This window comes from Aeromonas sp. R7-2, from assembly GCF_040908105.1.
GTDB classification, from domain to species: Bacteria; Pseudomonadota; Gammaproteobacteria; order Enterobacterales; family Aeromonadaceae; genus Aeromonas; species Aeromonas caviae.
Genome location: NZ_JBFODC010000024.1, coordinates 99,408 through 123,249, shown reverse-complemented (window position 1 = coordinate 123,249; position 23,842 = coordinate 99,408). Strand labels below are relative to the sequence as shown.

The 23,842-nt window shown below is 62.0% G+C and carries 25 protein-coding genes; 16 read left to right on the top strand and 9 right to left on the bottom strand.

The window, feature by feature from the left end:
• Positions 1-54: 54 nt before the first annotated feature.
• On the top strand, positions 55-564 hold the full coding sequence (locus AB5Y47_RS10195) for an N-acetyltransferase family protein (protein WP_368220201.1): 510 nt from the start codon (positions 55-57) through the stop codon (positions 562-564).
• A 220-nt stretch (positions 565-784) separates the two neighbouring features.
• Here AB5Y47_RS10195 and tppF read toward each other — a convergent pair whose 3' ends face one another.
• Positions 785-1,399 carry a type IVa pilus pseudopilin TppF gene (tppF, locus tag AB5Y47_RS10190; RefSeq protein WP_029313748.1) on the bottom strand — a complete coding sequence of 205 codons (615 nt, stop codon included), beginning with the start codon at positions 1,397-1,399 and terminating at the stop codon, positions 785-787.
• Between the two features lie 40 nt (positions 1,400-1,439).
• On the opposite strand from tppF, the gene AB5Y47_RS10185 reads away from it, so the two are divergent.
• From AB5Y47_RS10185 to deoD, 7 genes are all read left to right on the top strand, one after another.
• Positions 1,440-2,228: a TatD family hydrolase gene (locus AB5Y47_RS10185; protein WP_161653085.1), complete on the top strand. Its 789-nt coding sequence runs from the start codon at positions 1,440-1,442 to the stop codon at positions 2,226-2,228.
• 213 nt (positions 2,229-2,441) lie between these two features.
• Positions 2,442-3,716: a NupC/NupG family nucleoside CNT transporter gene (locus tag AB5Y47_RS10180; RefSeq protein ID WP_045523157.1), complete on the top strand. Its 1,275-nt coding sequence runs from the start codon at positions 2,442-2,444 to the stop codon at positions 3,714-3,716.
• A gap of 123 nt (positions 3,717-3,839) precedes the next feature.
• Positions 3,840-4,010, top strand: a complete 171-nt coding sequence (locus tag AB5Y47_RS10175) for a XapX domain-containing protein (RefSeq protein WP_010673027.1) — start codon at positions 3,840-3,842, stop codon at positions 4,008-4,010.
• Positions 4,011-4,397: 387 nt separating this feature from the next.
• Entirely contained in the window at positions 4,398-5,171 is a 774-nt protein-coding gene (gene deoC / locus AB5Y47_RS10170) for a deoxyribose-phosphate aldolase (protein WP_039039946.1), read from the top strand.
• 82 nt (positions 5,172-5,253) lie between these two features.
• Positions 5,254-6,585 carry a thymidine phosphorylase gene (deoA, locus tag AB5Y47_RS10165; protein WP_368220200.1) on the top strand — a complete coding sequence of 444 codons (1,332 nt, stop codon included), beginning with the start codon at positions 5,254-5,256 and terminating at the stop codon, positions 6,583-6,585.
• A 14-nt stretch (positions 6,586-6,599) separates the two neighbouring features.
• The gene (locus AB5Y47_RS10160; protein ID WP_039039948.1) at positions 6,600-7,808 is read left to right on the top strand and encodes a phosphopentomutase; all 1,209 of its coding nucleotides are present in this window, start codon (positions 6,600-6,602) and stop codon (positions 7,806-7,808) included.
• 133 nt (positions 7,809-7,941) lie between these two features.
• Positions 7,942-8,658 carry a purine-nucleoside phosphorylase gene (deoD, locus tag AB5Y47_RS10155; protein WP_005341325.1) on the top strand — a complete coding sequence of 239 codons (717 nt, stop codon included), beginning with the start codon at positions 7,942-7,944 and terminating at the stop codon, positions 8,656-8,658.
• A gap of 64 nt (positions 8,659-8,722) precedes the next feature.
• Here the strand turns inward: deoD and AB5Y47_RS10150 are convergent, their stop codons facing one another.
• Together AB5Y47_RS10150 and AB5Y47_RS10145 are read right to left on the bottom strand one after the other, a co-directional pair.
• Entirely contained in the window at positions 8,723-10,969 is a 2,247-nt protein-coding gene (locus tag AB5Y47_RS10150; RefSeq protein WP_113069587.1) for a PAS domain S-box protein, read from the bottom strand.
• Between the two features lie 65 nt (positions 10,970-11,034).
• Positions 11,035-11,643, bottom strand: a complete 609-nt coding sequence (locus AB5Y47_RS10145) for an AhpA/YtjB family protein (RefSeq protein ID WP_049636480.1) — start codon at positions 11,641-11,643, stop codon at positions 11,035-11,037.
• A gap of 193 nt (positions 11,644-11,836) precedes the next feature.
• On the opposite strand from AB5Y47_RS10145, the gene serB reads away from it, so the two are divergent.
• Complete coding sequence (serB, locus tag AB5Y47_RS10140) at positions 11,837-12,841, top strand: phosphoserine phosphatase SerB (protein WP_182976093.1); 1,005 nt, start codon at positions 11,837-11,839, stop codon at positions 12,839-12,841.
• Between the two features lie 28 nt (positions 12,842-12,869).
• Positions 12,870-13,775 (top strand): alpha/beta fold hydrolase, encoded by a 906-nt coding sequence (locus AB5Y47_RS10135; protein ID WP_041214455.1) that lies wholly within the window; start codon positions 12,870-12,872, stop codon positions 13,773-13,775.
• Positions 13,776-13,831: 56 nt separating this feature from the next.
• Here the strand turns inward: AB5Y47_RS10135 and AB5Y47_RS10130 are convergent, their stop codons facing one another.
• Positions 13,832-16,207, bottom strand: coding sequence for a PilZ domain-containing protein (locus AB5Y47_RS10130; RefSeq protein WP_266109757.1), 2,376 nt, complete (start codon positions 16,205-16,207; stop codon positions 13,832-13,834).
• 100 nt (positions 16,208-16,307) lie between these two features.
• Between AB5Y47_RS10130 and radA the strand changes: the two genes are divergently transcribed.
• Complete coding sequence (gene radA, locus AB5Y47_RS10125) at positions 16,308-17,672, top strand: DNA repair protein RadA (RefSeq protein WP_010673036.1); 1,365 nt, start codon at positions 16,308-16,310, stop codon at positions 17,670-17,672.
• 53 nt (positions 17,673-17,725) lie between these two features.
• On the opposite strand, the gene AB5Y47_RS10120 is transcribed toward radA, so the two are convergent.
• Together AB5Y47_RS10120 and AB5Y47_RS10115 are read right to left on the bottom strand one after the other, a co-directional pair.
• Positions 17,726-18,112, bottom strand: a complete 387-nt coding sequence (locus AB5Y47_RS10120) for a PilZ domain-containing protein (protein WP_029313755.1) — start codon at positions 18,110-18,112, stop codon at positions 17,726-17,728.
• A gap of 102 nt (positions 18,113-18,214) precedes the next feature.
• Positions 18,215-18,697: an Rsd/AlgQ family anti-sigma factor gene (locus tag AB5Y47_RS10115; protein WP_029313757.1), complete on the bottom strand. Its 483-nt coding sequence runs from the start codon at positions 18,695-18,697 to the stop codon at positions 18,215-18,217.
• 338 nt (positions 18,698-19,035) lie between these two features.
• Between AB5Y47_RS10115 and hupA the strand changes: the two genes are divergently transcribed.
• A complete protein-coding gene (gene hupA / locus AB5Y47_RS10110) occupies positions 19,036-19,308 on the top strand; it encodes a nucleoid-associated protein HU-alpha (RefSeq protein WP_005305063.1) in 273 nt (90 codons plus the stop codon).
• Between the two features lie 113 nt (positions 19,309-19,421).
• Positions 19,422-19,847 (top strand): hypothetical protein, encoded by a 426-nt coding sequence (locus tag AB5Y47_RS10105; protein WP_029313758.1) that lies wholly within the window; start codon positions 19,422-19,424, stop codon positions 19,845-19,847.
• Positions 19,848-19,930: 83 nt separating this feature from the next.
• On the opposite strand, the gene AB5Y47_RS10100 is transcribed toward AB5Y47_RS10105, so the two are convergent.
• Positions 19,931-20,080: a hypothetical protein gene (locus tag AB5Y47_RS10100; RefSeq protein ID WP_080944170.1), complete on the bottom strand. Its 150-nt coding sequence runs from the start codon at positions 20,078-20,080 to the stop codon at positions 19,931-19,933.
• Between the two features lie 2 nt (positions 20,081-20,082).
• Positions 20,083-21,069, bottom strand: a complete 987-nt coding sequence (gene dusA / locus AB5Y47_RS10095; protein WP_266109758.1) for a tRNA dihydrouridine(20/20a) synthase DusA — start codon at positions 21,067-21,069, stop codon at positions 20,083-20,085.
• Positions 21,070-21,205: 136 nt separating this feature from the next.
• Here dusA and zur point away from each other — a divergent pair, with 136 nt between their 5' ends.
• Genes zur through AB5Y47_RS10080 form a run of 3 tightly spaced genes read left to right on the top strand, consistent with a single transcriptional unit; the run spans position 21,206 to position 22,348 of the window.
• Positions 21,206-21,664 (top strand): zinc uptake transcriptional repressor Zur, encoded by a 459-nt coding sequence (gene zur, locus AB5Y47_RS10090; RefSeq protein ID WP_039039955.1) that lies wholly within the window; start codon positions 21,206-21,208, stop codon positions 21,662-21,664.
• Positions 21,654-22,115 (top strand): chemotaxis protein CheX, encoded by a 462-nt coding sequence (locus AB5Y47_RS10085; RefSeq protein ID WP_010673043.1) that lies wholly within the window; start codon positions 21,654-21,656, stop codon positions 22,113-22,115. The genes zur and AB5Y47_RS10085 overlap by 11 nt, the downstream gene beginning before the upstream one ends.
• A gap of 5 nt (positions 22,116-22,120) precedes the next feature.
• Positions 22,121-22,348 (top strand): hypothetical protein, encoded by a 228-nt coding sequence (locus tag AB5Y47_RS10080; RefSeq protein ID WP_039039956.1) that lies wholly within the window; start codon positions 22,121-22,123, stop codon positions 22,346-22,348.
• Positions 22,349-22,438: 90 nt separating this feature from the next.
• Here AB5Y47_RS10080 and brnQ read toward each other — a convergent pair whose 3' ends face one another.
• Complete coding sequence (brnQ, locus tag AB5Y47_RS10075) at positions 22,439-23,701, bottom strand: branched-chain amino acid transport system II carrier protein (RefSeq protein ID WP_050485178.1); 1,263 nt, start codon at positions 23,699-23,701, stop codon at positions 22,439-22,441.
• Positions 23,702-23,842 lie beyond the last annotated feature (141 nt).

Below are 23,842 nucleotides of genomic sequence, written 5' to 3'. Positions count from 1 at the left end.
GTCGTTTTTTTATGGTCGTGGTCGGCAGAGCCACCAGGCAGGGAGGTCGGCGTGATGATTCGTATGGTAGGGGTGGAGGATGCGGCGGCGCTGGATCGCTTCTTCGGGCAACTGGACAGGGAGACCCGCTTCATGCTGTATGAAGCGGGAGAGCGCCCCTCGGACATCGCGGGGCAGCGCAGGCGGCTCGAGGCCATGGCCGCGGCCCCCAATCAGGCCATGTGGTTGCTGGAGCTGGCGGGGGAGGTGCAAGGGTTTGCCGCGCTCCTTGGTGGCGGCCTGGCACGCAACCGCCACTGCGCCCTGGTGGTAATGGGGCTGCGTTCGGGGGCGCGCGGGCAGGGATGGGGTGAACGGTTGCTGCGCACCCTGATCGCGACCGCGAGGGATCTCGGTATCCACCGGCTGGAGCTGGGAGTGATGGCCCACAACGAGGTGGCCCACGCCTTGTATCGCAAGTGCGGGTTCGTGGAGGAGGGGGTGAGACGGCAGGCCTATCGGCTGGACGAGGGCTATGTGGACGAGATTGCCATGGGGCTGTTGCTGCCGCTGGACAGGCCATGACGCCGCTGGCCCCGAGATGCTGGTCTGGGGCGCTGGATTGGGGCAGGCTTGTGGGGAAACCATCGAGACAAGGAGGCGCCCATGAAGGGGATATTGCTGCGTTGGCTGGCTCGCTACGATGCCTGGTGCCAGGAGTGGGGACTCACACCGGAGAACCGGCGCTGTTGCGCGCCGGTACGCCATGATGAAGACGAGAAGCGCCCGGAGAAGGGCGACGACCTCACTGGAACTGGCGGGTCACGGCGCCAGTGACGCTGTTGTAGTCGAACGATAGCCCGTCGGGGTATGCCGGGAAGCGGCCAACGGAGCTGCGCAGGGTATAGCGGCAGTTGTCGTGACGAAGGGCGCCGTCAGCCTGAGCGTCTGCCGGGATGAGCCGGGAGATGTAGTCACTGTCTGAATCCTGGTGCAACTCATCGGCCACCGTCAGATCGGTATCGAGCAGGGCGCCAAACAGGCTCTCGCAGTCGTCCCGGCTGCTGACGGAGATCTGATCGCTGTCGCCACCGGGGAAGACGGTATCGGGCCCCTGACCTCCCTGGTCCTCCTTGGTGCCCACCGGCCAGCCATGGCTGTTGATGTCGAGATCCTGCCTGCCCATGCCGCTAAAGTTGTAGAGTGCCAGGGGCTCCCCCTTTACCTTGACCGCCCAGCCGGCGTGGGCGAGCCGGGCGGCACTGGCAAAGCTGCCCGCCGTGGCCGAGACGCTGCTCTTGAGCCCGTCGTCCTGGATGTTGATGAAGCGGGGCAGGGCGGTCACGGCCAGGATCCCCAGCACGATGATGACCAGCACCAGTTCTATCAGGGTAAAGCCTCGGGAAACGTGTGTTGGCATGGAATGAACCCATTGAGTACGACAGACAGGTAAGCGCGACATGGAATTGATAGACACCCACTGCCACCTCGATTTTCCGGTCTTTGACGCCGATAGGGAGGCGCTGCTGACCCGGTGGCGCCAGCTGGGGGTGGGCGAGTATATCATCCCCGCCGTGGGAGAGGAAAACTGGGGGCGGGTGATGGCGCTGGCCGAGCGCCACGACGACATCCGCTATGGCCTGGGGATCCATCCCTGGTATGTGGGCAAGCAGCCTCGGGATGCACTGACCCGGTTGGAGACCCTGCTGGCGAGTCGGCCCCGTGGGCTGGTGGCCGTGGGGGAGTGCGGGCTGGATCTGCGCTCCCATGTGCCGCAGGAGGGGCAGGTCGAGATGTTCGAGGCGCAGGTGCGGCTGGCCATGGCGCATGAGCTGCCCCTCATCGTCCACTCGGTGCGTGCCAACGACACGGTCGCCAAGATCCTGCGGCGCTTCACTCCGCCACAAGGGGGGGTCATTCACGCCTTCAGCGGCTCCCTGCATCAGGCGGAGGTGTTCTGGCAACTGGGTTTCAGGCTGGGGATCGGGGGGGTCATCAGCTATGAGCGCGCCAACAAGACCCGGGAGGCGATACGCCAGATGCCGCTGGAGGCCTTGCTGCTGGAAACCGACGCTCCCGACATGCCGCTGCAAGGCCAGCAGGGGGAGGTGAACACGCCGGCCAGCCTGCCGACCATAGCCCGCTTGTTGGCACAATTGCGGCAGCAACCGCTGGAGGATGTTATTTCGGTGTTACATGACTCCACCCGGCGGCTGTTCCCCCCAGGAAATCATGAAATTAACATTTGATTATCAAATGATGACCGAGTGATAAAAAACAGGGCCCATAAAAATCGTTTGCGGTCTAATTAAACGATGTTCAGGCCGTTTGTGGCTTATAAAATGTGACCAGTATTCTATTTTGTCGCACCGTAATTAGTATAATGCGCACCCTTGATTAGCGGCTTCAATACACAAATCGTTAACAAGCTGGCAGGTGCTACTAAAGAGGAAGTGTTAATAATGAATCTGATAATGGGTCTGGTAGGGATGGCGACGCTCATCCTGATTGCGGTGCTGTTCTCCAGCAACCGCAAGGCAATCAAAATTCGTACCGTAGGTGGCGCCTTTGCCATCCAGGCCGGTCTGGGGGCCTTCGTGCTCTACGTACCGGTCGGTCGTGACATCCTGGTGGGCGTGTCCGACGCCGTCTCCAGCGTCATCGGTTATGGCCAGAACGGCATCGAATTCCTGTTCGGTGGTCTGGTTGGCAACAAGATGTTCGAAGTGTTCGGTGGCGGTGGCTTCGTCTTCGCCTTCCGCGTCCTGCCCGTCATCATCTTCTTCTCTTCCCTGATCGCGGTACTCTACTACCTCGGCATCATGCAGTGGGTGATCAAGCTGCTGGGCGGCGGTCTGCAGAAGGTGCTGGGCACCTCCCGTACCGAATCCCTCTCCGCCACTGCCAACATCTTCGTCGGTCAGACCGAAGCCCCGCTGGTGGTACGTCCCTTCATCTCCAAGATGACTGACTCCGAGCTGTTCGCCGTCATGTGTGGTGGTCTGGCTTCCGTTGCCGGCTCCGTGCTGGCCGGTTACGCCTCCATGGGCGTCAAGATGGAATACCTGATCGCCGCCTCCTTCATGGCTGCCCCGGGTGGTCTGCTGTTCGCCAAGCTGCTGGTACCGGAAACCGAGACCCCGAGCTACGACGAGAACGCCGCAGAAGGTGAGCTGGACGACAAGCCGGCCAACGTGATCGACGCTGCTGCCGCCGGTGCCTCCGCCGGTCTGCAACTGGCCCTGAACGTGGGTGCCATGCTGCTGGCCTTCATCGGCCTCATCGCCATGATCAACGGCATCTTCTCCGGTGTGGGCGGCTGGTTCGGTTACCCGCAACTCTCCCTGGAGCTGCTGCTGGGCTGGCTGTTCTCCCCGCTGGCCTTCCTGATCGGCGTGCCCTGGAGCGAAGCGGTCGTGGCCGGTTCCTTCATCGGTCAGAAGCTGGTGGTCAACGAGTTCGTGGCTTACCTGAACTTTGCCCCCTACCTGAAGGATGAAGTGCTGATCAACGGTGTGGCCATGTCCGAGCACACCAAGGCGATCATCTCCTTCGCCCTGTGCGGCTTCGCCAACCTGTCCTCCGTCGCCATCCTACTGGGTGGTCTGGGCTCCATGGCACCGAACCGTCGCGGCACCATCGCCAAGTTCGGTCTGAAGGCCGTGCTGGCAGGTTCCCTGTCCAACCTGATGTCTGCGACCATCGCAGGCTTCTTCCTGGCGCTGTCCGGCATGTAACATCGCCTGACTGACAGGATAAAGACGAACGCCACAGCGATTTGCTGTGGCGTTCTCGTTTGGGGTGGTGACAACCGTTTTCCTGTCAAGACTAATAATAAAGTGAGTCAAATCGGAGGTTCTATGAATGAAGTGCTACTGGCTATGGCGGCCGGCTTTATCGTTGGGGTGTTGTTTTCTTTCCTCAAGTTGCCGATACCGGCGCCGCCCGTCCTCTCCGGCGTCATGGGGATCGTGGGGGTCTATCTGGGGGGCATTGCCTACTCCTGGATCCTGACCCGCTTCTTCTCTTAAGCGCCTTCCAGCGCTGGATTTGCCGGGTGTGAGGTACCTCTGAAATTGGCAAATCCGGCTTGCAAACACGGGGTATCTCGGCTGAAATAGGCGATGCCAGCAGGGTGCTGGCATTGACTAATGCCCGGTGAATCCGGGTGTTGGCGGTCAAATGGAATTGATTGGGAAGTCGGGTCTGCGTAGTCGGCCTTTCTCAAGTCTTCATGGAACCAAGTCCGCACTTTTGTAAGAAAGTGACAGGGCTCTTGCCTTATTTGCAGCCGTATTGCCTGTGCATTTGCGCTGCAATTCCATATCCCGTTGCTCCGGGAACGTCTCTGCCGACCCTTGGTGTTCGGTGAAGCCGCTCGCGGGTGATGGGGCTTAACAAGACTTTGGAGACATAGCATGACTGATCTGAAAGTGGCCGCCCAACGCGCCCTGAACCTGATGGACCTGACCACCCTGAACGATGACGACACCGATCAGAAGGTGATCGACCTGTGCCACAAGGCCAAGTCTCCGGCCGGCCTGACCGCCGCCGTCTGCATCTACCCCCGTTTCATTCCCATCGCCCGCAAGACCCTGCGTGACATCGGCGCCGCCGACGTGCGCATCGCGACCGTGACCAACTTCCCCCACGGCAACGACGACATCGAGATCGCCGTGGCCGAGACCCGTGCCGCCGTGGCCTACGGTGCCGACGAGGTGGACGTGGTCTTCCCGTACCGCGCCTTCATGGCCGGCAATGAACAGGTCGGTTTCGATCTGGTCAAAGCATGTAAGGAAGCCTGCGGCGCCAAGGTACTGCTGAAAGTGATCATCGAGACCGGCGAGTTGAAGGAAGAGGCGCTGATCCGTCGCGCCTCCGAGATCTCCATCGACGCCGGTGCCGATTTCATCAAGACCTCCACCGGCAAGGTGCCGGTGAACGCGACCCCGGAAGCTGCCCGCATCATGATGGAAGTGATCAAGGCCAAGAACCCGAAAGTGGGCTTCAAGCCGGCCGGTGGCGTGAAAGACGCCGCCGTGGCAGGTCAGTACCTGGCCATGGCCGAAGAGATCCTGGGCAAGGACTGGGTATCCGCCCGCACCTTCCGCTTCGGCGCCTCCAGCCTGCTGGCCAGCCTGCTGGCGACCCTGGGGCATGGCGACAAGCCTGCCAATACCAGCGGTTACTAAGCGGTGGCAGGGGGCGGTGCGCCGCCCCCTTTCGGATCTGGTTCGGTCTGTGTTCGTGCGTGATGCACGGAGGGAATGAAAGATGTTTTTGCCTCAAGAAATTATTCGCAAGAAGCGCAACGGTGAAGAGCTCAGTACCCAAGAGATTCAATTCTTCGTCCAGGGCATAACCAACAACACCATCGGCGAGGGGCAAATTGCGGCCCTGGCGATGGCGGTCTACTTCAAGGACATGACCATGGATGAGCGGGTTGCCCTGACCTGCGCCATGCGCGACTCCGGCATGGTGCTGACCTGGGACCACCTCAATCTGGGCGGCCCCATCGTCGACAAGCACTCCACCGGCGGCGTGGGTGACGTGGTCTCCCTGATGCTGGGCCCCATGGTCGCTGCGTGCGGCGGTTTCGTGCCCATGATCTCCGGCCGTGGTCTCGGCCACACCGGCGGCACCCTGGACAAGCTGGATGCCATTCCCGGCTACCAGACCTCGGTCGACAACGACCGCTTCCTGAAAGTGGTGAAAGAGGCGGGGGTCGCCATCATCGGTCAGACCGGCGATCTCGCCCCGGCCGACAAGCGTATCTATGCGGTACGGGACATCACCGCCACCGTCGAGTCCATTGCCATGATCACCGGCTCTATCCTCTCCAAGAAGCTTGCCTCCGGGCTGGAAGCGCTGGTGATGGACGTGAAGGTGGGCTCCGGCGCCTTCATGCCGACCTTTGAAGCCTCTGAAGAGCTTGCCAAGAGCATCGTCGCCGTGGCCAACGGTGCCGGCTGCCGCACCTCTGCACTCCTGACCGACATGAACCAGGTGCTGGCCTCCAGCGCCGGCAACGCCGTGGAAGTGCGCGAAGCGGTGCGCTACCTGACCGGTGAGTATCGCAACCCGCGCATTCATGAAGTGACCATGGCCCTGTGCGCCGAGATGCTGATCTCCGCCGGTCTTGCCAGCGATGACGGCGATGCCCGCACCAGGTTGCAGGCGGTGCTGGACAACGGCAAGGCAGCCGAGATCTTCGGCCGCATGGTGACCGGCCTCGGTGGTCCCGCCGACTTCATGGAGCGCTACGACGCCTACCTGCCCAAAGCCGCCATCGTGCGCCCCGTCTACGCGGCCCACAGCGGATTCGTCACCGCGATGGATACCCGTGAACTGGGTCTGGCCGTGGTCGCCATGGGGGGCGGTCGCCGCGCCGCCGCCGACAAACTCGATTATGCCGTCGGTCTGACCGACTTTATCCGCCTGGGTCAGAGCGTCGATGCTGACAAGCCGCTCGCCCTGATCCACGCTCAGACAGAAGCTCAATTTGCCGAGGCTGCCCGCATGGTGCAGGCTGCCGTGAAGATCGGCGACACCCGACCAGAGGCGCTGCCCGAGGTTTACCGTCGCATCGGTCTGGCTGATTTGTAACAAGGGGAAGTCCCATGAAACGTACCTTTATTCTGATGATGGACTCTTTCGGTATTGGTGCTGCCGCCGATGCCGACAAGTTCGGCGACGTGGGTGCCAATACCCTTGGCCATATCGCCAAGGCGTGCGCCGCCGGTGAGATCGAGGGCCGTGGCGCTCTCAACCTGCCAAACCTCAGCAAGCTGGGTCTGGGCCACGCGGGCGAACTCGCCAGCGGCACCTTCCCGGCCGGACTGAACAAGGATGTCGAGGTGATCGGTGCCTACGGCTTTGCCCAGGAGCTCTCCTCCGGCAAGGACACCCCGTCCGGTCACTGGGAGATTGCCGGCGTGCCCGTCTTGTTCGAGTGGGGTTACTTCCATGACCACCACAACAGCTTCCCGCAGGAGCTGCTGGACGCCATCGTCGAGAAGGCCGGTCTGCCCGGGTATCTGGGCAACTGCCACGCCTCCGGTACCCAGGTGCTGGACGATCTGGGCGAAGAGCACATGCGCACCGGCAAGCCGATCCTCTACACCTCTGCCGACTCCGTATTCCAGATCGCCTGCCACGAAGAGACCTATGGCCTCGAGAAGCTCTATGAGCTGTGCCACATCGTGCGCGAGCTGCTGGAGCCCTACAACATCGGCCGCGTCATCGCGCGTCCGTTCGTGGGCAGCGGCAAGGGCAACTTCAAGCGCACCGGCAACCGCCACGACTACTCCGTGCTGCCGCCGGCGCCGACCGTGCTGGACTACATGAAGGAGGCGGGTGGCCAGGTGGTCTCCATCGGCAAGATCGCCGACATCTATGCCCAGCAGGGCATCACCAAGCAGGTGAAGGGGACCGGTCTGACCGAGCTGTGGGACAGGACTCTGGAAGAGGTGAAAGCGGCCGGTGACCAGACCATCGTCTTCACCAACTTCGTGGACTTCGACTCCTCCTACGGTCACCGCCGTGACGTCAAGGGCTACGCCGATGCGCTGGAGTACTTCGACTCCCGCCTGCCGGAGCTGTTCGACCTGCTGCAGGATGGCGACGTGGTGGTGCTGACCGCCGACCACGGCTGTGACCCGACCTGGAGCGGTACCGACCACACCCGCGAATACATCCCGGTGCTGTTCTACGGCAAGCCGGTCAAGGCGGGCTCCGTCGGTCGTCGCGAGACCTTCGCCGACATCGGCCAGAGCATCGCGGCCTACCACGGCCTGCCCAAGCTGCAATACGGTACCAGCTTCCTGTGATGGTGACCCCGGGCCGGTTCGCCTGCCCGGGGTGCCACAGGGCCCCGGTTTCCTGTAATGTACCGCCGCCGCGCAGGCAGCGGACAATCCATAAAGACAATAAAACTCAACCTAGTGTGAAGGAATAAAGAGAATGGCAACTCCTCATATCAATGCGAAAGATGGCGCCTTTGCTGATACCGTGCTGATGCCGGGCGACCCCCTGCGTGCCAAGTACATCGCCGAAACTTTCCTGGAGAACGTCGAGCAGGTGTGCGACGTGCGCAACATGTTCGGTTTCACCGGCACCTACAAGGGTCGTCGCATCTCCGTCATGGGTCACGGCATGGGCATCCCGTCCTGCTCCATCTACGCAAAAGAGCTGATCACCGATTACGGCGTGAAGACCCTGATCCGCGTGGGCTCCTGCGGTGCCGTGCGTGAAGACGTGAAACTGCGTGACGTGGTGATCGGCATGGGTGCCTGCACCGACTCCAAAGTGAACCGTCTGCGCTTCAAGGACCACGACTTCGCCGCCATCGCCGACTTCGACCTGGTGGCCAATGCCGTTCAGGCCGCCAAGAACAAGGGCGTGGCCGTGCGCGTGGGCAACATCTTCTCCGCCGATCTGTTCTACACCCCGGACCCCTCCATGTTCGACGTCATGGAAAAATACGGCATCCTGGGTGTCGAGATGGAAGCCGCCGGTATCTATGGCGTGGCCGCCGAGTACGGTGCCAAGGCGCTGACCATCTGCACCGTCTCCGACCATATCCGTACTGGTGAGCAGACCACCTCCGAAGAGCGTCAGCTGACCTTCAACGACATGATCGAAATCGCGCTGGACTCCGTCCTGCTGGGTGACAACTGATCCCCCTCGCGCATAAAAAAACGGCGGCCCTCGGGCCGCCGTTTTGCATTTTTGCGAAGCACGGTCAGAGATCGAGGGCGAAGCGCCCCTTGCCCGACTGCTTGGCCCGGTACATGGCGGCATCGGCCCGGTGCAGCAGATCGTCGATGTGACAATACTGGCCCGAGTGGCAGAGGGCGCCTCCTATGCTGCCGGCAAGGGGCAGCCGGTGACCGGCCACGTCTCCAGGAACCGCCATGGCCGCCAGCAGCCGCTCGCACAGGGCGGGTAGCTCCAGTTCCGGTTGGCGCAGGGCGGGCAGTATGATGGTGAACTCGTCGCCGGCCAGGCGCGCCACCATGTCCCCCGGGCGCACCTCGGCACTCAGCACCTGGGCGAAGCGTTGCAACAGGGCATCGCCGACGTGGTGTCCCAGCCTGTCGTTGATCCCCTTGAAGCCGTCGAGATCGAGGAACAGCAGGCCCAGGGGTTCGGCATTCTGGCGCACCCGCTCCAGCTCCCGGGAGAGGCGCAGGGTGAAGGCGCGCCGGTTGGGCAGGCCGGTGAGGGGGTCGTGAGCCGCCTCGTGTTCCAGCTGGCTTTGCAGCGCCTTGAACTCGGTGATGTCGCTGCCGAGGATGTAGACCCCGGGCTCGTCGCCCCGGCTCGGGATCATGGTGATCCTGAGGTCGCGTCGGCCTATGGGGAGATCGAAACGGTGCTCGAAACTCACCTGCTCACCGGCGAGGGCCTTTGCCACATAGGCCATGGCCCTGCCGTGGGCCTCCTCGCCGATGACGTCCCGCACGCTCATTTCCCGCATCTGTTCGGTATCGAGCCCGAAGTAGCGGCAATAGGCCTGGTTGGCGAACAGGTAACGCCCCTCGGGCGACACCATGCTGATGGTGACCGGCAGGCCATCGGTGATGGCCCGCAGTCGGGCACGGCCACGCTCGATCTCCGCGAGCACCTGGCGGCGGGCCGTGATGTCGTGCAAAAACAGGGCGATGCGCACCTTGCCGTCGAACTGGTAACGCTCGGCAATCACCTCGACCGGGATGTGCCGGCCTGTGCGGGTGATGATGTCGCACTCCAGCCGCCGTGGCGGACTCTGCGGGTTGCCTGACAGGCTCAGCAGGGGATGCTCGGCGCCGAGCAGCCCGAAGAGGGGACGGCCCAGCATCTCGTCGGCGTGCCAGCCGAGCAGGGTGGTGGAGGCCGGGTTCCAGCCTGTGATGATGAAATCGGCATCGAGCTCGAGGAAGGCATTGCTGGTGTGCTCCAGCATGTGCTGCAAGCGGCGCTGCTCCTGCCACAGCTGCTGCTGCATGGCGCCGCGCTCGCGCATCTCCTGATGCAGCTGTTCCACCGTGCGGGAAAGCTCCCGGGTCCGTGACTGCACCTGCTGCTCGAGCCCTTGCTGCAGCCGCACGAGTTCGGCTTCGGCCTGTTTGCGCTCGGTGAGGTCGGCAAACACGGCGATCATGTGGGGGGCCATGGTGCGGCTCTGGCAGAGGGTCACGCTGAGCTGGACCCAGCACTGGGTGCCATCGGCCCGGATCATCCGCTTCTCCAGCCGGTAATCCTGCCGTTGCCCCGCGATCAGGGCATCGAACAGGGGCTGCTCCCGTTGCAGATCTTCGGGATGGGTCATGGCGAGCCAGGTCCGGCTCAGCATCTCATGCTCGCTGTAACCGAGCAGCCGCTCCAGCCCCGGGTTGGCTCTCAGCCATTTCCCCTCGAGGGAGGAGAGGGCCATGCCCACCGACGACTGGTTGAAGGTGAGGGTGAAGAGATGCTCCTTGTCTTCCAGCACCTGGTTGAGGGTGCGCACCTGGTGGCGCCGCTCCAGATCGTGCAGGGTGTTCTCCACCAGGCGGCCGAAGTCGTCGAGATCCCGGCAGGCATCTTCGTCGAGATGGCGCGGCACATGGTCCACCAGGCAGAGGGTGCCGAGCACCACGCCATCGAGGGCGCGCAGGGGGCGGCCGGCGTAGAAGACCACGCCGGGATCATCGGTCACCAGCGGATTGTCGGCAAAGCGGAGATCCCGTCTGGCATCCGGTACCTGCATGATGTCGGGGCGCAAAATGGCATGACCGCAGAAGGAGTGTTCCCGGTTGATCTCGCACATATCGACCCCGGTGCGGGCGAGAAACCACTGCCTGTTCACGTCGGTCAGGGAGACCATGGCGATGGGGAGTGCGAAATGCCGGGTGATGAGCCGGGTGAGGCGATCAAGCTGATCGATGGGCTCGTGGTCGAGCAGGCCGAGGATGCGCAGTCGTTCCAGTCGACTGTGTTCATCCCGCGGCAAGGGGGGGGCAATCATGTGGCTCTCCTGCCAGTGATCTTGCCAGTGTTATATACAAGCCGGAGGATGTGATCCACTCCCGCTTATTGCGGAGCGGCGGGTTTGCTCTGTTTCTTGTGCTTGCGCACCCGCATGTAGTTGCGACGCACCCCGTAGGAGATGAGCAGGCCGGCCAGCAGCATCACCAGCAGCATCAGGCGCTGTTTCTCCTGGTTGACCTTGAGATGGGTATCTTGTGCGGCCAGCAGTTTCTGCTCTTCCAGGGTGATCCTCAGATAGCCCAGGGTCAGGTTTCCGTCCTGGATCTCCTGGACGAACTGGATGCGCCCCTTGCCCTGCTCCGGCAGGGATTTGTTGTCGCTGCCGATGGGCAGCAGACTGTCCAGCGGCAGGGCGTTGTCCGACTGGGCGAGGGGAATGCCGCGGGCGTCATAGAGGGTGACATCCAGAATGTCAGGCTCGACGGCCAGATCCTGCGCCAGTCTCTCCAGTTCGCTCTCCTTGTCCTCCTTGATCCAGCGGCGCATGTCCCGGGCGGCATAGGCGACCAGCGCCTGTGCCCTGTCCCGTGCCGCCGCGTGCAGGGCGGCCTGGCTCTCTCCCTGCATGTGGATGAGCAGCACCAGCACCCAGAGACCGAGCAGGACTCCCGCCGCCAGGCTGACAACACGTTTGATGGGAAGATGACGCACAGAACCGGGCCTCTGGTAATGGATGAGTGGGGCTGGCTGGTGCCCCGGTGCCGCGAAGCGGGAAACAGGGTGGTCTGTTTCCATGTCTGCCCGCACCGCAGGCGGGATCTTGGCGCTTGCCTGTACAAAAAGCAATACGCTACTCTGGGCCCGCATGATGAACCCCATGATTTCCAAGGAAGGCGTCTCTCTTATGTTGTTGTCCCAACTTCCCCGCTCCCTGCACGACTGGTCCGGGGCCCTGAGCTGTGCCCCCTGCTGGCAGCTCACCAACGAAGCCCTGCTGCCCGCGGCCAACGCCCACGACAGCGCCTGGATTGTCCTGTTTGGCAAGGGGCTGGAGGCCGGTCATCTGGCCCGCCTGGCCCAGCAGCTGGATGCCCTGGGGCTTGAGTCAAGCCTCTATCCCGCAGGGGAGCAGGCCGGTATTCCGCTGCTGCTGCTTGGCACCAACCGCTTTTCCCCCGAGCTGGTGCAGGCGCTCAAAGCCCAGGAGTGGGACATCGACCTGTGTCATCTGGCCGCCCTGCCTACCCTGAGTGAGCCCGGTCTGCTGGTGATGGACATGGATTCCACCGCGATCAGGATAGAGTGCATCGACGAAATCGCGCGGCTGGCCGGGGTCGGTGAGCAAGTGGCGGCCGTTACCGCGGCGGCCATGCAGGGCAAGCTGGAGTTTGCCGACAGTCTGCGTGCCCGGGTGGCGCTGCTGGAAGGGGCGCCGGTCACCATCCTCGACGAGGTGGCGGCCGACATGCCCTGGATGCCGGGCCTGCCACTCATGGTCGATACCCTCAAGCAGGCTGGCTGGAAGGTGGCGATCGCCTCCGGTGGCTTCACTCGCTTTGCCGGCGAGTTGCAGCGTGCCCTGGGTCTGGATGCCATTTTCGCCAACGAGCTGGCGGTGGAAGGGGGCTTGCTGACCGGCAAGGTGAGCGGCCCCATCGTCGATGCCGCCGCCAAGGCCGAGGCACTGCAACAGCTAGCCTCGGAGTACGGGGTGGTTGCATCCCAGACGGTCGCGGTCGGCGATGGTGCCAACGATCTCAAGATGATGGGGGTGGCGGGGCTTGGCATTGCCATTCATGCCAAACCCCTGGTACGTGCCCAGGCGGCGGCGACCCTCAATCACCACGATCTGGAAGGGGTGCTCTGCCTGCTCGGCGCCCTGGCTTGTCGCGACCGACGCTGGTGCTGATCCCGCTCAAGGAGGAGCCGATCACGAGATGGAACTGTTACAGCAATCCCTGTTTGTCCCCTGCGGTGAGCATCGACTCCATGTGCGCCATATCCAGCCCGGTGTCGCGGTGCATGCCGATCCCATCCTGATGGTGCACGGGGCCATCGAGAACGGCCGCATCTTCTACACCGAATCGGGCAAGGGGCTGGCCTGCTTTCTGGCTCGCCACGGGTATCAGGTCTATGTGGCGGATCTGCGTGGTCGGGGTCTGAGCACTCCGACCATCGCCGAGCGGGCCGGCCACGGTCAGCATGAGCTGATCACCGAGGATCTGCCCGCCCTGCAGCGCTGGGTATCGGCCCGCCATGCCGGTGCCCGGGTGCACTGGATGGCCCACTCCTGGGGCGGCGTCATCATGGCCTCGACCCTGGTGCGCTTCCCCGAGCTGGCGGAGCAGGTTGCCAGCCTGGTGTTCTTCGGCACCAAGCGGGGGGTCTCGGTGCAGAACCCGGAGCGCTGGTTGAAGGTGGATCTGATCTGGAACCGGCTTGCCCCCTGGCTGGCGCGCCGCCGGGGGTTTCTGGCCGCCCGCCGTTTGAAGATAGGGGCCGATGATGAGCCTCTGCGCTACTTGCAGGAGACCATCCCCTGGGTCAAGTGCGGGCCCTGGCAGGATCCCTTTGACGGCTTCGCCTATGACGAGGCGGCGAGCCGGGTCAACTGGCCCCCTCTCTGGATGATCTCCGCCAAGGCGGACAAGGTCCTTGGCCACCCCGTCGACGTGCGCCGCTTCAGCGACGAGATGGGCTCGGCCGCCCGCCACACCCGCCTTGGGCGGGACAACGGCAACCGCCTCGATTACGACCACATCAACATGTTGACGGCCCCCCAGGCACAGGAGGATCACTTCCCCGACATCCTCGCCTGGCTGCGCAACCCCCAGGCTGCCTGATAGACAAAAAACGGGCACTTGCGTGCCCGTTTTTTGTTGTCTTCCTGCCCTGCTGGCTAGCGGGACCCGGATGGTATGCCAAGGCGGAACAGGGTCGCCTCGGTGGTATCGGTCAGTTCACCCACGCCCACGACACTCCAGAGCTCCTCTTCCAGCTTCTTGGCCTTGTGAATGGCGAACTTGGCGATGTAGTCCAGTTCACCCGCGATGAAGCTGGTGTCCGGGCGGCCGGTGCGCGAAATACCCACCAGTACCGAATAGAACTCTCCCTGTTGCCGGGCCAGCTCGATGAAGCGGCGCTTTTGATCCGGTGAGCTGAAGCTGCTGGCCAGGTGGCTGCGAAACAGGGGGGTTCCCCCCTGAGAGTGGAGGGCGGCGATGTAGACCTCCTCCTCTTCCGGCTTGTCTTCCCGCTCGATGGCGCGCAGGGGATTGAGCAGCAGGGCCTTGAGCAGTGCCCCCTGGAACAGGGGATACAGGTTCAACTGCTGATCCTGCTCGGCACAGATGCGCAGCAGACGGGAAAGGCTGCGTGGCTGTGGCGAGAGGCCGGCCGCGGCCAGTTTCGGGGCGGCCTTGAGCTTGTTCACATAGACGGGGGTGTTGAACAGGTGGTGGGTGTAGAGGTTGCGCAGCGCCCTGGCCATGCCGCGATAGCGATTGAACTCCCGGGTGGTCTTGAGCTTGTTCTGGTTGCTTTCGATAAGCAGGCTGAAGAACTGGTGGCCGGTATGGCGCTCGGCCGTCCCCTCGATGCACAGATGCAGCACGGTTCTGCTCAGGTTGAGGCTGACCAGCCGATAGGGCAGGCGTTGCAGGTCCATGTTCCTGGCGAGCTCCTGCAAGCGGGGCAGGGCCACCGTGATGATGTCTCCCTTCTCCCCGTCGAACGGCTCCTCCAGCTCGATTTGCATGCCGTGGGCAGAGATGTCTCGGGTCCAGCCGACCCAGGATCGCTCCTTGTGATGCAAGACGATGGCCGTCTTGTGCATGTAGCGCGCCTCCTTGCGCAGTTGCACATAGTGCAGCGTCTCTATCTCGAAGGGGGCGGCATGGATGTCATGGCCAAAGCGCTGCAAGGCGTTGGCGTTGAGCGGCTCCTGGCTGGTCTCTCGCTGGAACTCGTCGCGCTGGTTGTCCAGGTTTATCTCCTGCAGCATGCCCACGTAACCGAGCTGGGCCAGGCGCTCGCGCAGCAGCCTGTCCTGCAACTGGCTCGCCCCGCCCTGGGGGTTGTCGAGGTCGGCCTCCCGCAGGGTGCAGGCTTCCATGCTGAACTTGTACACCCGCCAGCTGGGGCGGCGGGCTCCGATCTGGAAGAAGAGCGCGGTCAGTCCGCTTTGTTCCAGCTCCTCCCGGGTCGCGGAGAAGAAGTAGAGGTGGCTTCGTACCGCATGGGTAAAGCTGTAGATCAGCGTCTCGCGCAGCCCCTCTTTGCCTGGGAGCAACGAGGGCATGCGGGCCGCAGTGAAGAGGCTGGCGAGCATGTCGCGGTTCTTGGCGTCGCGCCAGTATTCGAGAATGTGCTGGTTGTTCTCGGTGCGCAGGGCGATCTCGAGGGCGGGGACGCTGCCCTTGCCGAAATAGAGGGGCATGCCGGTCATGCGCGGCAGATAGAACTGCTCATACCCCTTGATGACGGCGGCGGAGAGCAGGTAGTCGACGCTGACGCGATAGCGGCTGCGGTTGCGCTCGATGAAGTCGCGCAGGAACTCGTCGAACACCGGATGCTCGCCGTTCTTGAGCAGCCTGAGCCAGAATTTGTCCTCTTTTCTCTCCTCCCCCAGGATCTGGTAGCTGACCGGGTCACGCAGCAGGGGATGGGGATGATCGCGTTCCAGTCCGGTGAAGAAGACGGCTATCAGGTCGCCTGTCTGGTAGTCGGGCAGATAGGGCACGGATACCCGGATGCCGCCGAGGGAGATGTCGGAGCTCTTGGCGAGGATCTTCTCGCCGTTGGCGAGCTGGAGCACCATGGGAGAGCTGAAGTGCATGCGCTCTTCCTGTCGCCCGTAATGGCTGGCGAAGGGGATGGCGCTGACATCGAACGGACGAAACGGGCTGATGGGCAGCGCCAGATTGTCGCTGCGCCCCTGGTTGAGTTTGTACCAGGCTTGCAGCGCCTCGTAGACCCCCAGGGTGTAGCTGTCCCGGTAGAGGTAGCACTGGGATTGAAACAGCTCGATGGCCTCGGCGGGCATGAAGTGGGTCACCCCGTCGAACTCATGCACCTGACAGAGGGCGCCCAGCTCGTTGCGCATGTCGATGACGCGCCGGCAGGGGGTGCACTTGCGTTTGAGTTCCATCTTCAGCAGGAACCGACTGTTGGTATTTTCGTTCTGGGTCAGACGGTTGAAGATTTCGTCGAAGTCCTTTTCCCGGAGCAGGGGGACAAGTTGTTCTATCAGATGTAGTGGTTGTTCTGAATCCATGTATTCCTGCCGCGGAAAGTCACTTTTCCGATTCTGGGTTTGATCTGCCGGTCGCAAACAAGTATATCAAGCAGGAATTCATCCTGTCCCCGAGTTATCCATGGCCAAAAACAAAACCGCCTATGTTTGTTCCGAATGTGGAGCCGACTTCACCCGCTGGCAAGGCCAGTGCAGCGAGTGCAAGGAATGGAACACCATCACCGAGGTGCGACTGGGGGTGACGACACCCGGCAAGAGCGCTCGCTATACCGGTTATGCGGGCGCCGTCGGCAGCCAGGTGCAGACCCTGGCGGAGATCGCCACCACGGAGATCCCCCGTTTCAGCTCGGGCTTCAAGGAGCTGGACCGCGTACTCGGTGGCGGCGTGGTCCCCGGTTCGGCCATTCTCATCGGCGGCAACCCCGGGGCCGGCAAATCGACCCTGTTGCTGCAGACCATGTGCGGCCTGGCGCAGCGCATGAAGACCCTCTATGTGACCGGTGAGGAGTCACTGCAACAGGTGGCGATGCGGGCCGGTCGGCTGGGTCTGCCCACGGACAAGCTGCGCATGTTGTCCGAGACCAGTGTCGAGCAGATCTGCCTCATCGCCCAGCAGGAGCAGCCTCAGATCATGGTCATCGACTCCATCCAGGTGATGCACGTGGCGGATGTGCAGTCTGCGCCGGGGTCCGTCTCTCAGGTGCGGGAGTCGGCGGCGCTGCTGACACGCTATGCCAAGCAGAATCATGTGGCCATCTTCATGGTGGGCCACGTCACCAAAGACGGCACCTTGGCGGGTCCCAAGGTGCTGGAGCACTGCATCGACTGCTCCGTGCTGCTGGATGGCGGGCACGACTCGCGTTTTCGCACCCTGCGCTCCCACAAGAACCGCTTCGGTGCGGTCAACGAACTGGGGGTCTTCGCCATGACCGGGCAGGGAATGAAGGAGGTGAGCAACCCTTCCGCGATTTTCCTCAGCCGCGGGGAGGAGCAGGCTCCGGGCTCCATCGTCATGGTGATCTGGGAAGGCACGCGCCCCCTGCTGGTGGAGTTGCAGGCGCTGGTGGATTACTCCCAGCTCTCCAATCCGCGCCGGGTGGCGGTGGGGATGGACCACAACCGTCTCGCCATGCTGCTGGCGGTGCTGCATCGTCACGGCGGGTTGCAGATGGCGGATCAGGATGTGTTCATCAACGTGGTGGGTGGCGTCAAAGTCGAGGAGACCAGTGCGGATCTGGCGCTGCTGCTGGCCATGGTGTCGAGCTTCCGGGATCAGGCCCTGCCCAAGGATCTGGTGGTCTTTGGCGAAGTGGGGCTCTCCGGCGAGATACGGCCCGTGCCCTCGGGTCAGGAGCGACTGCAGGAGGCGGCCAAGCACGGTTTCCGCCGAGCCATCGTCCCGCATGCCAATGCGCCCAAACATCCTATCGAGGGGATGGAGGTGGTGCCGGTGAAGAAACTCTCCGATGCCCTCGAGGCCCTGTAACCGACCATGAAAAAGGAGCGTATGGACGCTCCTTTGTTTTTCTGCCTGCCTGCTCAGGATTCGGGGGGGACGTGGTCTCGGTGCTCTTGCAGCAACTGCTCCAGCTCGCGATGGAGCAGTTGCTCCTCTCCGATGTTCAGCTCGATCATCCGCTTGAGGTGAGTGGCGCTGTCGATGTCGATGTGGTGGCAGTAAAACCCCAGCTTCTTGCTGGCTTCGTGGGTCAGCTCGACCTGCATCTTGATCTCGATGTCGCTGCCCCCGAGCACGAAGCAGATTTCGTACTCCTTATCCTCGCTGGCGACCCAATCCTCGGGTCTGAGCAGCAGGGCTCCCTGCAGGGAGACATCGACCAGCTGGGTGCGCCACTGGTGTTCACCCTGGGTGAGCTTGGCGGCGGTCAAATAGAAAATCCGAGTAAAGTGGCGGCGCTCGGCCATGGTCGTCTCCGGTCTGCGTGGGAGCAAGATGCTCATCCTTCATGTTGCAGAGTGTAATCCAGCTGGCACGCCAGGATATTGAGCTGGCTCCGATATTGAATATCAGACCTGCTGATGGCTGAGGGATTCCACCACCTGCAGCGCCTTGACCAGCCGATCCTCCTGTTTGAACCTGTCCTCCAGCACGGGGCCGAGCTGGTTCAGATCCTCGTCCAGTTGCAGCAACTGGGCTTCGTCGGCGTTGCTGTACTTGTCGTTGAACTCCAGCGCGAATTCGGTACAGGCACGGATATGGGGGTAGATGCGCTTGGCCAGCTCCAGTTTGTCCCCGCTGGCTTGCTCAAAGGCGGTGACGACATGGTTGTAGATCTCGAAATGGCCTGCGCTGACGTAATCGACCAGTTGTTCGCAAAAACGTTGCAGTTCGACGTGACCTGGGAGGGTGCGTTGCTTGCACTTGGCGGGCATGAGGCCTGCCAGTCGCATGTACTCGACCAGCAACGCCTGTCTGGCATCCAGCCAGTCATCTATTGCTCTGTGCTTGCCTGCCAGTGCGCGCTTGGTTTTTTCCAGTTCAGTTAACATAGTCCCTCCATGGGCATGGCATGCGGCTCTCGGGTCGCACGCCTCCGGTCATTCTCATCGACTGACGACACTCCTATAACTAGGGAAAATCCAGTTGACCGTCAATAGGAGTGTAGGGATATTGTTACATCAGGCGGGGATTTGCATGCCTCTCCCCACCGGTACTTCGCATCCTGTCGCCCATCCAGGGGACAAGGGGGCGATATATGTGACTATTTCCGCAGATCTTGATGAAAACCCCAGCATTCAAGCCAATCCGGCTGATAAAGCCTTTGCCTGAGTGTTTTTTTTTGAATAGAGTGGCCCGGTGCTAAATGCCCGATCATAAAGGAAATGTTATGAACAAAGCTCAACTTGTCGATGCAATTGCCGCCAAAGCAGACCTGAGCAAAGCTCAGGCCAAAGTCGCTCTGGAAGAGATCATCAATGGTATTACCCAGAGCCTGAAAGAGGGCGATGCCGTTCAGTTGGTGGGTTTTGGTACCTTCAAGGTCAACCATCGCGCGGGCCGTACCGGTCGCAACCCGCAAACCGGTAAAGAGATCCAGATTGCAGCCGCCAATGTGCCGTCCTTCGTGGCTGGCAAGGCGCTGAAAGACGCCGTCAAATAAGATCGTCTTGTAATCAAATGAAACCCGGCTTGTGCCGGGTTTTTTCTTGCCATCTTCGTCAAAATTTGTTTCAGATACACTCAGAATATGGCATGCGCTGTAGCGAGGTGGATATGGAACAGAAAAATGCCATTCGGCAGGTAGCCGTCCCCTGGGCACCCTCTCGTCAACTCCCTCCCGGCCTGGTCGTGGCCGAACTGCATCAGGATATCTGGAGCGACACCCTGACCGTCATGCTGGGGCGTGCTCGCAGCATCGATCTGCCTCCGTTGCCCCTGTGCCGGGTGAGTTTTCGCCACATCTTCGCAGTGCGGGTGATGGAGGATTGCGATCTGGCGGAGGGGCGTGACAGCCACGTCATCGAGGAGCAGATCCAGCTCATCACCCCGTCCCGTTTCGCCAGCTGGTTCCATCAGGAATCCGATGGACTGCACCTGGATGAAGATTTGCAGCACTACCGCATCTCGACCTGGGATTACTGCGCCGATGTGCTGACCTCTTCTCCCCCTGAACTCCAGTTCATGGTTCAGGAAGAGTAAGCCAGACTGTCGGGTCACCTCCGTGGTGACAAAAAAGCCGGCGCAGGGGCGCCGGCTTTTTCTTGTTCGGGAGCGTGGGGCGCTTAGCCCAGGATCTGGTCCCGGTGCAGCCCCAGCACTATCAGCAGCCCGATGAAATAGAAGGCGCTGAGCTTGATGCCGAGAATGGTGAGCAGGCCGGCGCACAGACGCACCAAGGCCTTGTGCAGCCAGGATCCGGTGAAGCGGTACATGATCACTCCACCGCGTCGGCTGGCGCGAACTCCGGCACCTTGGCCATGGCGTCCAGCACCACTTGAATGTCGGCCCCCGGCTTGCAGGCATTCTCGCTCAGATGGCGACGCCAGGCGCGCGCCCCCTGCATGTTCTGGAACAACCCCAGCATGTGGCGGGTCATGTGGGAGAGGTAGTTGCCCTTGGCCAGCTCCTGTTCGATGTAGGGCAGCATCATCCGCACCACCTCGTGGCGGCTTGGCACGGCATGGTTCTCGCCGAACACCAGATTGTCCACCTGGGCCAGAATGTAGGGATTCTGGTAAGCTTCGCGGCCCATCATGACCCCGTCGAGGTGCTGCAGATGTTCAAGAGTCTGTTCCAGACTGGTCACCCCGCCGTTGATGGCAATGGTCAGTTCCGGGTAATCCTGCTTGACCTGGTAGACGCGAGGATAATCGAGGGGCGGGATCTCGCGGTTCTCTTTCGGACTCAGGCCGCTCAACCAGGCCTTGCGGGCATGGACGATGAAGGTATCGCAACCGGCGTCCCTTACCTGCTCGATGAAGGCCTGCAAGAACTCGTAGGAGTCTTGCTCGTCGATGCCGATACGGGTCTTCACGGTGACCGGAATGTCGACTACGTCGCGCATCGCCTTGACGCAATCGGCCACCAGCGCGGGTTCGCCCATGAGGCAGGCGCCGAAGCGGCCGTTTTGCACCCGATCGGAAGGGCAGCCGACGTTGAGGTTGACCTCGTCATAGCCGCGCTCCTCGGCGAGCCTGGCGCAGCGGGCCAGGTCTGCCGGGTTGCTGCCACCCAGTTGCAGGGAGAGAGGGTGTTCCTGCTCGCTGTAGCCCAGATAGTCGCCCTTGCCGTGGATGATGGCGCCCGTGGTCACCATCTCGGTATAGAGCAGGGTCTGGCGGGTCATCAGACGGTGGAAATAACGGCAATGCCGATCGGTCCAGTCCAGCATGGGGGCGATGGAAAAGCGCTGCGCCTGCATAAAAATCATCCGGGTTGGCCAAACAAGGGGCGGGATTCTATCACAACGTGAGACAGCCCCAGAAAATGAATTTTGTCGCCGCGCACTGGGGGCCCTGTGATAGTATCCGGCTAATTGACAGGGTATCTGCGTGAACATGAATCAAGACCAACTTCTACAACGAGCGGAACGCCTCTGCGAGCAGCGAGGGATCCGTTTCACCCCGACACGGCGCCAGGTGTTCCGGCTGCTTGCCGCCCACGGCAATGCCATCAGTGCCTATGATTTGCTGGCCCAGTTGCAGCAGACCGAGGCTCATGCCAAACCGCCTACCGTCTATCGGGCGCTCGACTTCCTGCTCGAACAGGGCTTTGCCCACAAGGTGGAGTCGCTCAACGCCTTCATCTTCTGCTGCCACTTCGACCATGCCCACCCGATGCAACTGCTGATCTGCGATCGTTGCGGTGAGGTAGTGGAGCTGCACGATCCCGCCATCGACGGCGCCTTTTCCGAGCAGGCTCATCAGCATGGTTTTACTATTACCAACAAGACCATAGAAGCCCATGGTCAATGTGCCCGCTGTTCCGCTACCGTAGGAAGTCAAGATGAAGGCTGATTTTGTAAACCCGTTCCTGCTCTCCCTGCTCAACGTGCTCTCCACCATGGCACAGCTGGAACTCAAACCGGGCGCGCCCAAGCGCAAGACGGACGAGCTGGCTCGGGGAGATGTCTCCGGCCTGATTGGCATGGTGGGTCCGCAGACCCGGGGTTCCCTCTCCATCAGCTTCGAGAAGGGGCTGGCATTGGAGATCATGCGTCGCATGCTGGGGGAGGCGCCGGCCACCATCAACGAGGAAGTGACCGACATGGTGGGCGAGATCACCAACATGGTGACGGGCGGCGCCAAACGCATGCTGGGGGAGAAGGGCTATGAGTTCGACATGGCGACCCCGGTCATCGTCTCCGGTCCCAATCACACCATCACTCACCGGGCCGACGGCGCCAAGATCATGATGCCGTTCGAATCGGAGTATGGCCGTGCCACCATCGAGATCTGCTTCGAGTAATCGCCATGTGGAAGATGCTGAAATGGAGTGTCATCGGTGGGGTGGTGCTGCTTATCCTGTCGGATATCGAGATCAGCACCTCTCTCTACAAGTACGAAGACAACCGCGTGGAGATCAACTTCCCGCGCTGGCAGGCTGACCAGCCCTGGGGCACCCTGCGCTGGCATGCGGGCCGGTTTGAGCATCACTGGTACGGTCTTGCAGGCAAACCCAAGCCAGCAACCGTCCTCTGAAGAGCGCTCTCCACAACGGATGAACCAGATTGCACCAACAAAAAAGAGGCCAGCGAATGCTGGCCTCTTTCATTTGATCAAGATCTGTTATCAGGCCGCTTCTGCAGCCAGCTTGCCATTGCCACGCACCATGACACCGAGGCCACAGGCCAGCAGGGTCGGCAGCAACCAGGCCAGGCCCTTGTCAAACAGCGGCAGGAAGGCGAAAGCATCCATCTTCATGCCGGCGGCGCCCAGGCCGTCCAGGCAGCCGAACAGGAAGGCGACCAGCAGCACGGAGCGGAACACCAGGCGGGGGCGACCGAAGTAACCCTTCAGGAAGGTGACCAGTACCAGCGCCACGGCAACCGGGTAGATGGCGACCAGCACCGGAATGGAGAGGCTGATGAGCTGGCTCAGGCCCACGTTGGCCACGACGCCGCAGATGACACCCAGCAGCACGACCAGCTTCTTGTAGCTCATGCCGGTCAGGTTGTGGAAGAAGTCGGAGCAGGCGGAGATGAGGCCGACGGCCGTGGTGAAGCAGGCCAGGGTGATGATGGCAGCCAGGATGAACTGACCCGGTTGGCCGAACAGGCTCAGCACGTAGGCGTTGACGATGGCACCGCCGTTGCTCACGTCGGTGGCGACGCCGGCAGCGGTGTTACCCAGCTGGAACAGGGAGACATAGACCACGGAGAGACCGATGGCGGAGATGATGCCCGCGATGGCCAGGTACTTGAACTGGCTCTGGTAGTCATGGATGCCTTTCTGGCGCAGCAGGTCGACGATCAGGGCGCCGAACATCAGGGACGCCAGGGTGTCCATGGTGTTGTAGCCTTCCAGAATGCCCTTCACGAAGGGGGTGCTTTGGTAGTCACCGGATGCGGCAGGCATGCTTCCTTGCGGTGCGACGAAGACACCGATGGCCAGGGTCAGCAGCAGCAGCATCAGCAGCGGGGTCAGGTACTTGCCGATGGCATCCATCAGCTTGCCCTGGTTCAGGGAGACCAGGATGGCCACGCCGAAGAACAGTACTGTATAGGCAGCCAGACCGGATGGTCCCATGTCGCCAAGGAAGGGCTTGAGGCCCATCTCGTAGGCCACCAGGCCGGTACGGGGGGCGGCGAAGGCCGGGCCGATGATGATGTAGATGGCGACGGCCAGTGCGGTGGCCACGCCGGCTGGCAGCAGCTTGGTCATGCCGGCCCAGCCGTTGCCAGCCTTGGCGACGGCGATGATGGTGATGAGGGGCAGGCCCACGGCGGTGACCAGGAAGCCCAGCATGGCCAGGGAGAGGTGCTCACCCGCCATGAAGCCGGCCAGGGGCGGGAAGATGATGTTGCCTGCGCCCAGATAGAACGCAAAGGTCATGAAGCCCAATCCGAGTACATCGGACAATGTGAGTGATTTCGTCAAGTTCAACCTCGTCTGTCTTGTAAACTATTGCTTGTTATAGTTTTTTATTTGTCAGTGACCGGCACTTTCCGGGGGTAAAAAAAAGAGCCCCGCTGG